Origin of the sequence: Cryobacterium glucosi (genome assembly GCF_004402235.1) — a bacterium.
GTDB classification, from domain to species: domain Bacteria; phylum Actinomycetota; class Actinomycetes; order Actinomycetales; family Microbacteriaceae; genus Cryobacterium; species Cryobacterium glucosi.
In genome coordinates this window covers 13,419-26,111 of the sequence record NZ_SOFS01000023.1, presented here as the reverse complement: position 1 = coordinate 26,111, position 12,693 = coordinate 13,419, and the positions used below count along the sequence as shown (strand labels likewise).

Below are 12,693 nucleotides of genomic sequence, written 5' to 3'. Positions count from 1 at the left end.
GCCGCTCAAGCCCTGATAACGGCTCTCATTCCCAACTGGGCGCTGAACTGGCGACGCGCCCCGGCACCGCCTAGCGTGGAGGCATGGGCCACGATCACGCGCACGGGCACGGGCAGGCATCCGCCACCAATCGCACCCGGTTGTCCTTCGCGATCGGGATCGTCGCCCTCGTGCTCCTCGTCGAGGTCGCGGGGGCCTGGCTGACCGGGTCGCTTGCCCTGCTCGCGGATGCCGGGCACATGTTCTCGGACCTTGCCGGCCTGATCATCGCCCTCATCGCCACCGTCGTGGCCGCCCGGCCGGCGACGGACCGGCAGACGTTCGGCTACCAGCGCGCCGAAGTGTTCGGCGCGCTCATCAATGGGCTGATCCTGCTCGGCGTCGCCGTGTCCGTCGTGATCGGCGCGGTTTCCCGGCTGCTCGGGCCGGGCGAGGGCCACGTTCAGGCCGGACCGATGCTCTGGGTCGCCGTGATCGGCCTCGTCGCGAACATCGGCGCGCTGCTCCTGCTGCGCCCTGCTGCCGGCTCCTCGATCAACATGCGTGGCGCCTACCTCGAGGTACTCGGAGACACTCTCGGCTCCGTCGCGGTCATCGTCGCGGCCGGGGTCATCCTCACCACCGGTTTCGAGCAGGCGGACTCGATTGCGTCCCTGCTGATCGCGGCCATGATCGTGCCCCGCAGCTTCACCCTGCTCAGAGACGTCGTACGGGTGCTCAGCGAATCGGTGCCCGTCGACACCGACGTCGCAGAGATCCGCAGGCACCTCATCGAAACGCCGGGGGTCGCAGCGGTGCACGACGTGCACGTCTGGGCGATCACGTCCGGCGCGCACGTGTTCAGTGCGCACGTCGTCGTCGAACCCGCCGTACTGCAGTCCGGCGGCTCAGGGGCGCTGCTCGACGCCCTCTCGGAGTGCCTCAGCACCCACTTCGATGTCGAGCACTCCACGTTCCAGCTCGAGCCGGCCGAGCATGCCGATCACGAGGACTTCCCGCACCGCTGACCCCGACCTCCCGCTTCCACTCCCCGCGCGCGCCTCAATGACGTCCGCGCCTGTTCCGAATTCAGGAGTTGAGGCCCGGAACCGGGATCAACGCACTCCTGAAGCGGTTCAGCCGGGCTCAGCTCCTGAATTCGGAACGCAGCGCGCGCTGGAGTCCGCGATGGGGAGTGTTAGTCGTCGTGCTTGGGGTGGCCGGTGAAGACATCCGCGTCGAGGACGAGGCTGCCGGTGTCGGTCGTCGCCGGCGCGGCCGCGGCGAGCGCCTTGGCCTTCTTCGCCTTGCGCGAGGACTGCACGTAGTGGAACGCGGTGGGGATGAGCGTGCCGAGCACGGCCGCGATCAGGATCAGGTCGATGTAGTGCGTGACGAAGTCGGCGACCGGCGGGATGTACCCCAGGAAGTACCCCCCGAAGGTGAGGCCGGCGCCCCAGATCATGGCGCCGACGAGGTTGTACAGGGAATACTTGCGGTAATTCATGTGGCCGACGCCCGCGGCGACGGGTGCGAACGTGCGCACGATCGGCACGAAGCGTGCGATGATCACGGCGAAGCCGCCGAAGCGTTCGAAGAAACCGTTGGTGCGCTGCACGTTCTCGACGCTGAACAGTCCGGATTCCTTGCGTTCGAAGACGCGCGGGCCGAGCTTGTGACCGATCAGGTAGCCGACCTCGCCGCCGAGGAACGCCGCGAAGCCGATGGCGAGGGCGACCCACCAGATGTTGATGTGGATGACGCCCGCGAAGGTGAGGAGGCCGGTGATGACGAGGAGGGTGTCGCCGGGCAGCAGGAAGCCGACGAGAAGGCCGGTTTCGGCGAAGATGATCGCGCACACTCCGAGCAGGGCCCATGGACCGAACCCGTCGATGATGTTTACCGGGTCAAGCCACGGGATGAGTCCGGCGTGGTTGAGAGCAGTGTTGAGCACGAAGATGACTCCAGTCGGTGGTGGCCATGGCGACCGCACGGTGATGAGCAGGATGGTCTGTTACAGGCTAGCGCTAAAGGGAGGGTGGAACCCGTGAATTACCCGGCCGCGGGGTCGTCGGCCGGGGTATCGGCCGGGCCGTCTGGTCGGCCGCCGCCGGCCGCGTCCCGGCGGTTCTCGGCGCGGTCGGCGAGCCAGGTGCGGCCTCCGAAGAAGATGGATGCCGCGATGAAGACCCCGGCGATGGCGTACGCGGCGCTCTTCACGCCGGGCAGGCTCGCCGCGAAGTATCCCGTCAGGGTGAGCCCGACGCCCCAGGCGAGTGCGCCGACGAGGTTACTGGAGAGGAACCGGTAGTAGTTCATCCGGCCGACCCCTGCGATGACGGGCACGAAGACGCGCGCCCAGGGCATGAACCGGGCGATCACGACCGACCACCAGCCGTACTTGCGGTAGAAGGCCTCGGTCTTCACGATGGCAGCGCGGGTGCGACGGCCACCGCGGCGATCGAGGTAGCCGCGGCCGAAATGCCTCCCGAGCAGGAATCCGACCTGGTCGCCGAGGAATGCGGCGATTCCGGTTCCGATCATCAGCACGACGATGTCCACGTTCGCCGCCGATGCCGCGACGAGCCCGGACCCGAACAGGAGCGAATCCCCGGTGATGAACGGGATGAAGACTCCGAGGAATACCGCGGTCCCGGCGAAGACGAGGGCCCAGACGAGCAGGTAGAACACGATGACGCCCGTGTTCGCGAGCACATCGGTCAGTTGGCCGTCGAGGGCCGATGTGCTCATCATGTGCGGGAGAGGGGACTTGAACCCCCACGCTCGAAAGCACAGGAACCTAAATCCTGCGTGTCTGCCAATTTCACCACTCCCGCTTGTGCCGTTCCAGTGTAGCCAGATCGTCTGGTCAGCCTGCCCCTCCGCGGCCCTGCAGGGCGTGGGTGAACGCCGCGGTTCGGGCACGGAGGGCGTCGACGACGGCGGCGACGGCGGGCTGGTGCAGGGACTCGGCGCGGAGCACCATCCAGTACGGCAGTTCCTCGTTGAACTTGTCCGGCAGGAGGCGCACGAGGTCCGGGTGCTGGTCGGCCATGAAACACGGCAGGAAACCGATCCCTGCTCCCGCCCTGGTCGCTTCGACGTGCACGAACACGTTGGTCGAACTCAGCGAGGGGCGCATCGACGGCACCTGCCGCCTGGGGGCATCGAGGTCGTCGACGAGCAGCATCGAATCGACGAAGTAGACGAGCGGATGCTCGGTGAGCTCTGCAACGCTCACGGGCGTGCCGTTCTCGGCCAGGTAGTCCCGCGACGCATACATGCCCAGGACATAGTGCCCGAGCAGGATCGCGTCGGCCCGGTGCACCTGAGGCTCTCCGACGACGACCTCGATATCGAGTCCCGACCGGTGCTGGAGCGCGCGCCGCGTCACCGTGACGATCTCGACCCGCAGGCCGGGATGCCGGCGCTGCAGCGCGGCGACCGCCGGCGTTGCGATGTACGCGCTGAAGCCATCCGTCGCCGAGAGCCGCACGACGCCGGAGAGCTGAGCGGCCTGCCCGGGAGGGCCGCCGAGCAGGGAGACGGCGGCCTCGACGTTTTCCGCGGCGTTGACCGCGCGGGAGCCGAGTTCCGTGAGCTCCCAGCCGCCGACCGTGCGGGACAGCACCCGGCCGTCGAGTGCCTTCTCGAGGGCTGCAATGCGGCGCGAGACCGTGGTGTGATTGAGGCCGAGACTTTCCGCCGCGGTCACGAAACGGCCGCTGCGTGCGACCGCGAGCAGCACGAGGAGGTCGTCGGCGTTCGGCGGCAGGGTGGGGCGGGGTCCGGTCATATCTGCAATTATGCACACACGGAGTTCGGAAGTGGTCATGGCCGCAGAGCCGACGGGCGGCAATACTCGGTGGAGCCAGGGCGGCGACCCGCCCCCGGCATCCAGCGACAGTGTCAGCGAAGACACCGAAGGAGACAGACATGAGCGTCAACGAACGCATCACTGCCGACAGCCCCGGAGGCGCGGGATCCCGCGACGACCGGGAAGAGACCTCCGGCCTCAGGAAGATCGTGGCCGCCTCGATGGTCGGCACGGTCGTCGAATGGTACGAATTCTTCCTCTATGCGACTGCGGCGAGCCTCGTCTTCGGTAAGTTCTTCTTCCCGAACGCGGGCAGCGAACTCGACGGGATCATCGCCGCGTTCCTCACCTACGCGGTGGGCTTCATCGCCCGGCCGCTCGGAGGCATCGTCTTCGGCCAGATCGGCGATCGCCTGGGCCGCAAGCACACCCTGCAGGTCACGATCATCCTCGTCGGGGCCGCGACCTTCCTGATGGGCTGCCTGCCCGGCTACAACACGATCGGATACTGGGCGCCCGCGCTGCTCGTTGCACTCCGCTTCATCCAGGGCTTCGCCGTCGGCGGGGAATGGGGCGGCGCCGTGCTGCTCGTCGCGGAGCACAGCCCGGACAAGTCCCGCGGCTTCTGGGCGAGCTGGCCGCAGGCCGCCGTCCCGGTCGGCAACCTGCTCGCGACCCTCGTGCTGCTCACCATGTCGTGGATCCTGCCTGCGGAGCAATTCCTCGGCTGGGGCTGGCGGGTGGCCTTCTGGCTGTCCGCGATCATTGTGGTGATCGGCTACTACATCCGCACCCATGTCAGCGAAGCGCCGATCTTCCTCGAGGCCCGCGCCCAGGTCGAGGCCGAGAAGGCCATCAGCTACGGCGTGATGGAGGTCGTCCGCAAGTACCCGCGCGGCATCCTCGGCGCGATGGGGCTGCGGTTCGCCGAGAACATCCTCTACTACACGATCGTGAGCTTCTCGATCGTGTACCTCGTCACGGTGCACAAGTACAACACCAGCCAGCTGCTCCTGGCCCTGCTGATCGCCCACGTCGTGCACTTCCTCGTGATCCCGCAGGTCGGCAGGCTCTCCGACCGCTTCGGCCGCAAACCGATCTACCTCACCGGCGCGATTCTCGGGGCCAGCTGGGCGTTCTTCGCCTTCCCGATGTTCGACACCCTCAACCCGGTCGTCATCGTCGCCGCGATCACGATCGGGCTGTGCTTCCACGCCTTCATGTACGCCGGGCAGCCGGCGATCATGGCCGAGATGTTCCCGACCCGGATGCGCTACTCCGGCGTCTCCCTCGGCTACCAGGTCACGTCGATCCTCGCCGGCTCGCTCGCGCCCATCATCGCGACGGCGCTGCTCCAGCAGTACAAGTCCTGGCTGCCGGTCGCGTTCTACCTCGTGATCGCGTGTGCGATCACGGTCGTCGCCGTTGTGACACTCAAGGAGACCAACGGCATCTCGCTCCGCGACGTTGACGCAGCGGATGCCGCCAGGCACGGCCTCGAACCGGCCCCGGCGCTGCGTTGACCGTGGAACAGTCCCTCGCAGGGAGGCGCGCCCTCGTCACCGGGGGAGCGAGCGGCATCGGCGAGGCCGTCGTGCGCTCCCTCGCTGCCCGCGGAGCCCACGTCACGGTCGCCGACATCGACGCGGCGAGTGCTTCGGTGCTCGCCGCGGAGGTTCACGGTTCGACGTGGGACGTCAACCTCGCCGACACTCCGGCCCTGACGGACGCCCGGCTCGCGGACGTGCTCGGCGACGTGGACATCCTCGTGAACAACGCTGGGATCCAGCGCATCAACCCGATCCCCGACTTCGACCCCGCCGACTTCCGGCTGATCCTCGCCCTCATGCTCGAGGCCCCGTTCCTGCTGATCCGGGCGGCGCTCCCTGGGATGTACAAACGCGGTTTCGGACGGGTGGTCAATGTCACCTCGGTGCACGGCATCCGTGCGTCGCCGTTCAAGGCCGCATACGTCTCGGCGAAGCACGGGCTCGAGGGGCTCTCGAAGGTGACCGCCCTCGAGGGCGGTGACCACGGTGTCACGAGCAACTGTGTCAGCCCCGGCTATGTGCGCACGCCGATGGTCGAGAAGCAGATCGCCGACCAGGCCGTCGTGCACGGGATCCCGGAGGCGGAGGTGCTCAGCCGGATCATGCTCACCGAGAGCGCGGTCAAGCGCCTCGTCGAGCCGGCGGAGGTCGGTTCGCTCGTGGCCTGGCTCGCCTCGACGGACGCGGCGATGGTCACCGGCTCGAGCTATGGCATGGACGGCGGCTGGTCGGCCCGCTGATCCGACGGGAGCATTGCGGAGTGCGGCCCGGGCGGCGGATGCCTGTGGATAACTTCAACGGGGATCCGGCCGTCCGGGCACACTGTGCGCATGAGCGAGGCCGTCCGCATCATCACCGAGCAGGTGCGCTCCCGGGTGCGCCGTGACGGCGTCGACCTCGCCTCCGACGAGAACCTCGCCGAACGGTATGTGCGCGCCGAGCTCCAGCGCTACAGCGAGCGGGCCCTCGGCGGGGCGCACCCGCTCATCTCCGACGAGCATCAGGCGGCCAGGGAAGTCGTCGCCTCCCTGACCGGGTTCGGGGCGCTCCAGCCGCTCCTCGACGATCCGGAGATCGAGGAGATCTGGATCAATGGACCGTCCCTGGTGTTCGTCGCTCGGGACGGCGTACCCGAACTCACCGACATGGTCCTCACCGCACGGGAGGTGCGCGACCTCGTCGAACGGATGCTGCAGGCCTCCGGCCGTCGTGTCGACCTGAGTTCACCGTTCGTCGACGCCTCCCTGCCGGATGGTTCGCGGCTTCACGTCGTGATTCCCGACATCACGCGGGAGTGGTCGGTCAACATCCGGAAGTTTACCCGGCGCATCCGCGACCTGAACCAGCTCGTCGGACTCGGCTCGCTCACCCAGCAGGCCTCGGAGTTCCTGCGGATGTGCGTGCTCGCCGGACAGAACATCCTCGTGTCGGGAGCCACCCAGACCGGGAAGACCACGATGCTGAACGCCCTGCTGTCGGCGACCCGGCGCAACGAACGGATCGTGACGGTCGAGGAGACCTTCGAACTCGACCTGTCCGCCCGCGACGTCGTGTCGATGCAGTGCCGGCAGCCGAGCCTCGAGGGTCGTGGCGAGATCACCTTGCGGCGACTGATCAAGGAGTCATTGCGGATGCGCCCCGACCGCCTCGTCGTCGGCGAGGTTCGCGAGGCCGAGAGCCTCGACCTCCTGATCGCCCTCAACAGCGGCCTTCCGGGGATGTGCTCCATCCACGCGAACAGTGCGAGGGACGCCCTCGCCAAGCTCTGCACGCTGCCGTTGCTCGCGGGGCGCAACATCGATTCCGCGTTCGTGCTGCCGACCGTCGCCGGGTGCATCGACATCGTCGTGCAGTGCGAGATCGACCGGCACGGGCGCCGGCGGGTGACGGAGATCCTCGCGGTCAGCGGACGGCTCGCCGGCACCGTGATCGAGGCGAGCCCGATCTTCCTCGCCGACCGGGGCGGGCTCACGCCGACGGGCGGCCACCCCGGCAAGCTGGCCAAGTTCCGGGCGGTGGGGCTCGACCCCGCGATCGTGTTGCGGGCGGACCGCGCATGAGGCTCGCGCTGGGCTGCCTCCTCGGCGCCGGCCTGCTGCTCATGGCCGCGCCGTTCCTCTGGCCGCGGCGCCGGGTGGCGGCGGGCGCACAGGATTCACCCCCGAGCCCGGCTGACGGCGCAAGCGGACGGCCCCAGCCGCGCGGCCCTGCGACCTTGCGCGGGTCCCTCGCCCTTGCCGGCCTCGGCTCGCTGCCGCTCCCGGCGTTCACGGCGATTTCGCTCCTGTTGGGCCTGGCCTGCGCTGCCCTCGCCCAGGCGCTGATCGGAGTCAGGGTGCTCGCCCTTGTCGCCGGCGTTGTCGGCACCCTGGTGCCGATGACGATCGTGCTCTGGCGGGCCCGCGAGCGGCGGCGCTCGCACCGTACGGTCTGGCCGGACGTCGTCGACCACCTGGTTTCGGGCGTGCGCTCCGGCCTCGCCCTGCCCGACAGCATCAGCACGCTCGCCGAATCCGGGCCGGTGCCGACGAGGGCCGCCTTCGCCGACTTCGCCCGCGACTACCGCGCGACCGGGAGTTTCGGTTACTCCGTCGACCGGCTCAAGGCCGGCCTTGCCGATCCGGTGGCCGACCGCATTCTGGAGACCCTGCGGATGGCCAGGGAGGTCGGGGGAAGTGACCTCACCCTCGTGCTCCGTGACCTCGCGGCCTGGCTGCGGCAGGATGCCGCGATTCGGGCGGAGGTGGAAGCCCGGCAGTCGTGGGTCGTCAACGCCGCAAGGCTCGGCGTCGCCGCACCCTGGATCGTGCTCCTGTTGTTGTCCTCCCGGCCGGAGGGAGCGGTCGCATACAACACCGGCAGCGGAGTTGCCGTGATCGTCTCCGGACTTGTGGTGTCGGTGATCGCGTACCGCCTGATGGTCTTCATCGGCCGCCTGCCCGAGGAACGCCGGTGGTTCCGGTGAGCGCCCCGCTCGCGTGGGGTGTGTTCTTCGGCGCGGTGCTCGGTATCGGGCTCTGGTCGCTCGTGAGCGTCTTCCCCCGGCTCAGCCGGCCCCGGCTGGCCGACCGGTTGGCCCCGTACATCCTGGACGTGTCGCCGGAGGCCCGCGCGTTCGTCGGGCGCACCACCGTCGATCCGATCCCGGTGCTCGGCACCCTGTTCGTGCCGGTCTTCGGCCGGCTTCGACGCGGACTCGCGGCTCTCCTCGGCGGTTCCGACACCGTCGAACGGCGTCTCCGGCAATCGGGGTCCCGGCGCAGCCTCGACGAGTTCCGCTCCCAGCAGCTCGTCTGCGCACTCCTGTCCCTTGCCGCCGGCCTCGTCGCGGTCGTGTTCGTCCCCGCCCTGCACGCCCTCCCGGTGCTGGCGGCTGCCGCGATCCCCGTGCTCGTCGGGCTCGGCGGTGCCTTGCTCTGGGATGGGGTCCTGCGCCGAGCCGCATACGGCCGACTCACGAGGATGCGTGCCGAGCTGCCGACCATTCTCGAGTTCCTCACCCTGTCCCTGTCGGCCGGGGAAGGCATCCTCGATGCATTGGCCAGGGTGTCCCGCACGAGCGCGGGGGAGCTGTCCCGCGAATTCGCCGGCGTCGTCGCCGAGGTGCACTCCGGGATCCCGCTCGTCGAGGCCCTCCAGTCACTCGCCAGGTCCCTGCAACTGACGGCGCTGACCCGCTTCGTCGACCAGGTCGGCGGTGCACTCGACCGCGGCACCCCGCTCGCCGAGGTGCTGCGCGCCCAGGCGCAGGACGCCCGCGAGGAGACCAAGCGCGAGCTCCTCGAGGTCGCGGGGAAGAAGGAGGTCGCGATGCTCGTTCCGCTCGTATTCCTGATCCTCCCCATGACGATCCTGTTCGCGATCTTCCCCGGCCTTTTCATCCTGCAGGCCGGTTTCTGACCGTGCCGGCCTCGACCGCATATATGGACCGCACCCTGGCACCCTCACCACCTGCACGACAAGCACCGACACGACGACCACCGAGAAGAGGAGACGAACATGCATACCCTGACGCGGCGCATCCGCAGGCAGTGGACGGCGAGGCACGACGACACCGGGGACGTGCCCGGCTGGGTCCTGATCACGCTGATGACCGCCGGGCTGGTGATCGTGATCTGGGGTCTCGCCGGGCCGGCGCTGAGCGGCATCTTCCAACAGGCGATCAACCGGGTGAGCGGACTCTGACGGGTTCGGCCCGCCCGGCGCACGGCGTCGCGCCGCAGACCGGCGGTCGGCGAGGGATGCTGCGCCTCGATTTCGGTGCCGACCGCGGCTCCTCGCCGGCCGAGTTCGTGCTCGTCGCGGCACTGCTGACGGTGCTGACCCTGACCGTGCTTCAACTCGCACTCGCGCTGCACGTGCGCAACACCGTGCTCGATGCCGCCGCCGAGGGCGCACGTTACGGTTCGCTCGCCGACACCGGCCTCGATGCCGGCACCGCGCGCACCCGGGACCTGATCGTGGCCGCGCTCGGTCCCGCCTTCGCGACCGACGTGACCGCGACCTACGCGAGTGACAGAGGCTTCCCAACCGTGCGGATGCGGGTGGTCGCCCCGCTTCCGCTGCTCGGGTTGCTCGGCCCCGATCGGAGCCTGGAGGTGATCGGGCGTGCCGTCGTCGAAGGCTCGGACTGAGGCAGACGCCACCCGTCATTCAGCCCCCGCCGGTTTTGTGAAACGAATCTCCCGCCGACTGCGCTCTGACCACGGGTCAGCGTCCCTCGAATTCATCACGACGGGCATGATTCTCCTTGTGCCGCTCGTCTACCTCGTGCTCGCCATGTCCGTGCTTCAGGGCGGCGCGCTCGCCGTGGAGGGCGCCGCCCGGCAGGCCGCCCGGGTCTATGTGCGCGCGCCGAGCGAGGCAGTCGCGGCGGAGCGCGCTCAGCGCGCGGTCGACTTCGCCCTCGCCGACTACGGCCTTCCGGCCGGGGACGCGCAGGTGTCGATCGACTGCGCGGCCGCGGCCGGCGGATGCCTGAAACGCCGCACCGCAGTGACGGTCACCGTGCGCCTGCGGGTGTCCCTGCCCCTTGTACCGGACGTGCTTGGGCTGGCCGGGACGGCGAGCGTGCCCCTCGAGTCGAACGCGACCCAGACCGTGTCCCGATTCTGGCAGCCGGGGACCGGACCATGACCGTGCGACCACGACGCCGGGCGCCCGAGGTGCGAGCCGCCGACAGGCCGGACGACCTGTCGGACGACACCGGTTCCACCCTCCTGCTCACCATCTTCTACGGCTTTCTCGCGCTCGTCGTGATCCTCCTGGTCGTGGCCGCATCGTCCCTCTACCTCGAGCGGAAACGCCTGCTCACCCTCGCGGACGGTGCCGCGCTCGCCGCTGCTGAGGCGTACACCCTGGACGCGGTCACCATCGCTCCGGATGGTTCGGCGGTCCCGCTGCGCACCGAACTCGATTCCGGTGCGGTACGCACGGCAGCGGATGCCTACCTCGCGGCGGCCCCGCACCCCACCCTCGAGGAACTGGTCGTGAGCCGGGCGGCATCCGCAGACGGTCAGAGTGCGACGGTGTCCCTGAGTGCGTACTGGCGCCCGCCCATCCTCACCCTCGTGCTGCCGGCGGGTGTTCCCCTCGAGGTGTCGGCCGTCGCCCGCTCGGTCTTCCGGTAGAGGCGCACGCGGGGCTACTCTCCACAGCGAACCGGGAGAGTCCGGGAGGAACCGGGAGGAACCGGGAGGCCCCATGTTCACCGATCGCCGCGACGCCGGCCGCTTGCTCGCCGAGCTCGTCGCCGAGCTGGACCTCACCGACCCCGTCGTCTATGCGCTGCCACGCGGCGGAGTGCCGGTCGCCCTCGAGGTCGCCCGGCGCCTGCACGCTCCCCTCGACCTGATCCTCGTGCGCAAGCTCGGTGCACCCGGATTCCCCGAGGTCGCGATGGGCGCCGTCGTGGACGGGGCAGACGCCCAGATGATCGTCAACGAGGACGTCTTCGTCGAGACCGGGGCCGACGCCGCGGGACTCGGCCGGGCCAGGCGCCGGGAGCTCACCGAGATCGAGCGGCGGCGCGCCGCCTATCTCGGAGACCGTCCCCGGGTGAACCCAGACGGACGGGTCGTCGTGGTCGTGGACGACGGGCTGGCCACGGGAGCGACGGCCAAGGCGGCCCTCGCCGCAGTGAAGCGCCAGGGCGCCGCCCGTATCGTCCTTGCGGTGCCCGTCGCCCCGGCCGATGTCGTCGAGGAGATGCGCGGGCTCGCGGACGACGTCGTCGTGGTGCAGACCCCCGAGCAGTTCTGGGCGATCGGCCAGTTCTACGTCGACTTCCACCAGCTCTCCGATGACGAAACGGTCACACTCCTGGCCGAGGCGTGGGCCGGGCCTTGAACCGTCCCGTCACCCGCTAGCCTCGAATTCGAGCGCGATCCGCGCGGCACGACATCGTGAACGAGACAGGGGCGCCCGGCGTGACGGCGAAATCCAAACGGCTGGCGGGGGCCGGTGCCCAGCTCGTCACCGAGGTCAGCATCAACTACGGCTCCTCGCTCGCCGGACTCGCGATCCCGATCGTCGGTTCCCCCGTCGTCGTCGCGGCCAGGCAGATCGTGATGGCCTGCGCGGTCCTGCCGTTCTACCGACCGAAGCTGTCGACCCTGACGTGGCGGCTGCTCTGGCCCGCGCTCCTTCTCGGACTTGACCTCGCCGTGATGAACCTCGCCTTCTACGAGGCGGTGCACCTGCTCGGGCTCGGCATCGCTGCGACGATCGAATTCCTGGGCCCGTTCTCCCTCGCCCTCTTCACCTCGCGGCGACCGCTCGACTTCATCTGCGCGACCACGGCGGCCGGGGGAGTCTTCCTGCTGACCTGGTCCTCCGGAGAGATCAACCTGCTCGGCCTGTTCTACGCCCTCGTCGCGGCGGCGGCGTGGGCCGGGTACATCCTGCTGACCCGACGGGTCGCCGTGACCTTCCCCGGCCTCGAGGGCATCTCGGTCGCGAGCGTCGTCAGTCTCACCCTGCTCGTGCCGTTTGCGCTCCTCACCGTCGACTACACCCGGCTCGACTGGGGTGTGCTCGGGCTGCTGCTCGCGATCGGGGTGCTCTCCTCTGCATTCCCGTACGTGCTCGACACGTACATCCTGCGCCGGATCACCCCGCGCCTCTACGCGATCATCACGAGCTTCGGACCGGTCATCGCGGCGATATTCGGTGTGCTCGTGCTCGGGGAGACTCTGCTGCTCCAGCAGCAGATCGCGATCGTCGTGGTCTGCGTGGCCGCGGGCGCCGCGATCGCGACCCAGCGCGACCGCCCGATCTCCGACCTGGAGGCGACAGCGGGCGCCATCCCGTAGTCCAGGACCGGCGCTTATATGAGCTTGACGGTTA

The 12,693-nt window shown here is 69.2% G+C and carries 15 protein-coding genes and 1 tRNA gene; 12 read left to right on the top strand and 4 right to left on the bottom strand.

From position 1 onward, the window contains the following. Positions 1 to 83: 83 nt before the first annotated feature. Positions 84 to 1,007, top strand: coding sequence for a cation diffusion facilitator family transporter (locus tag E3O46_RS11595; RefSeq protein WP_134445812.1), 924 nt, complete (start codon positions 84 to 86; stop codon positions 1,005 to 1,007). 170 nt (positions 1,008 to 1,177) lie between these two features. On the opposite strand, the gene E3O46_RS11590 is transcribed toward E3O46_RS11595, so the two are convergent. The 4 genes from E3O46_RS11590 to E3O46_RS11575 all read right to left on the bottom strand — a co-directional run bounded on the left by E3O46_RS11590 (position 1,178) and on the right by E3O46_RS11575 (position 3,814). Beyond that, positions 1,178 to 1,933: a DedA family protein gene (locus E3O46_RS11590; RefSeq protein WP_166791066.1), complete on the bottom strand. Its 756-nt coding sequence runs from the start codon at positions 1,931 to 1,933 to the stop codon at positions 1,178 to 1,180. 98 nt (positions 1,934 to 2,031) lie between these two features. After that, positions 2,032 to 2,733: a DedA family protein gene (locus E3O46_RS11585; protein WP_134561742.1), complete on the bottom strand. Its 702-nt coding sequence runs from the start codon at positions 2,731 to 2,733 to the stop codon at positions 2,032 to 2,034. A gap of 1 nt (position 2,734) precedes the next feature. After that, positions 2,735 to 2,816: transfer RNA gene (locus E3O46_RS11580), tRNA-Leu, on the bottom strand. Positions 2,817 to 2,848: 32 nt separating this feature from the next. Continuing rightward, on the bottom strand, positions 2,849 to 3,814 hold the full coding sequence (locus E3O46_RS11575; RefSeq protein ID WP_134445810.1) for a LysR family transcriptional regulator: 966 nt from the start codon (positions 3,812 to 3,814) through the stop codon (positions 2,849 to 2,851). Positions 3,815 to 3,915: 101 nt separating this feature from the next. On the opposite strand from E3O46_RS11575, the gene E3O46_RS11570 reads away from it, so the two are divergent. The 11 genes from E3O46_RS11570 to E3O46_RS11520 all read left to right on the top strand — a co-directional run bounded on the left by E3O46_RS11570 (position 3,916) and on the right by E3O46_RS11520 (position 12,659). Further along, a complete protein-coding gene (locus E3O46_RS11570; protein WP_134561741.1) occupies positions 3,916 to 5,319 on the top strand; it encodes an MFS transporter in 1,404 nt (467 codons plus the stop codon). 2 nt (positions 5,320 to 5,321) lie between these two features. Continuing rightward, positions 5,322 to 6,086 carry a 3-hydroxybutyrate dehydrogenase gene (locus tag E3O46_RS11565; RefSeq protein WP_134561753.1) on the top strand — a complete coding sequence of 255 codons (765 nt, stop codon included), beginning with the start codon at positions 5,322 to 5,324 and terminating at the stop codon, positions 6,084 to 6,086. A 90-nt stretch (positions 6,087 to 6,176) separates the two neighbouring features. Continuing rightward, complete coding sequence (locus E3O46_RS11560; protein WP_134561740.1) at positions 6,177 to 7,406, top strand: TadA family conjugal transfer-associated ATPase; 1,230 nt, start codon at positions 6,177 to 6,179, stop codon at positions 7,404 to 7,406. Further along, the gene (locus E3O46_RS11555) at positions 7,403 to 8,311 is read left to right on the top strand and encodes a type II secretion system F family protein (protein ID WP_134559450.1); all 909 of its coding nucleotides are present in this window, start codon (positions 7,403 to 7,405) and stop codon (positions 8,309 to 8,311) included. Before E3O46_RS11560 ends, E3O46_RS11555 begins: the two co-directional genes overlap by 4 nt. Continuing rightward, a complete protein-coding gene (locus tag E3O46_RS11550; protein WP_241987399.1) occupies positions 8,299 to 9,246 on the top strand; it encodes a type II secretion system F family protein in 948 nt (315 codons plus the stop codon). The genes E3O46_RS11555 and E3O46_RS11550 overlap by 13 nt, the downstream gene beginning before the upstream one ends. A gap of 99 nt (positions 9,247 to 9,345) precedes the next feature. Further along, a complete protein-coding gene (locus E3O46_RS11545) occupies positions 9,346 to 9,531 on the top strand; it encodes a hypothetical protein (protein ID WP_134447281.1) in 186 nt (61 codons plus the stop codon). 56 nt (positions 9,532 to 9,587) lie between these two features. Continuing rightward, complete coding sequence (locus E3O46_RS11540; RefSeq protein ID WP_134559449.1) at positions 9,588 to 9,980, top strand: TadE/TadG family type IV pilus assembly protein; 393 nt, start codon at positions 9,588 to 9,590, stop codon at positions 9,978 to 9,980. A gap of 106 nt (positions 9,981 to 10,086) precedes the next feature. Then, positions 10,087 to 10,482 (top strand): hypothetical protein, encoded by a 396-nt coding sequence (locus E3O46_RS11535; RefSeq protein ID WP_241975381.1) that lies wholly within the window; start codon positions 10,087 to 10,089, stop codon positions 10,480 to 10,482. Beyond that, a complete protein-coding gene (locus E3O46_RS11530) occupies positions 10,479 to 10,976 on the top strand; it encodes a pilus assembly protein TadG-related protein (RefSeq protein WP_134561739.1) in 498 nt (165 codons plus the stop codon). The genes E3O46_RS11535 and E3O46_RS11530 overlap by 4 nt, the downstream gene beginning before the upstream one ends. Positions 10,977 to 11,049: 73 nt before the next feature. Continuing rightward, positions 11,050 to 11,694, top strand: coding sequence for a phosphoribosyltransferase (locus tag E3O46_RS11525; RefSeq protein WP_134559447.1), 645 nt, complete (start codon positions 11,050 to 11,052; stop codon positions 11,692 to 11,694). 80 nt (positions 11,695 to 11,774) lie between these two features. Beyond that, a complete protein-coding gene (locus E3O46_RS11520) occupies positions 11,775 to 12,659 on the top strand; it encodes an EamA family transporter (RefSeq protein WP_134559445.1) in 885 nt (294 codons plus the stop codon). Positions 12,660 to 12,693 lie beyond the last annotated feature (34 nt).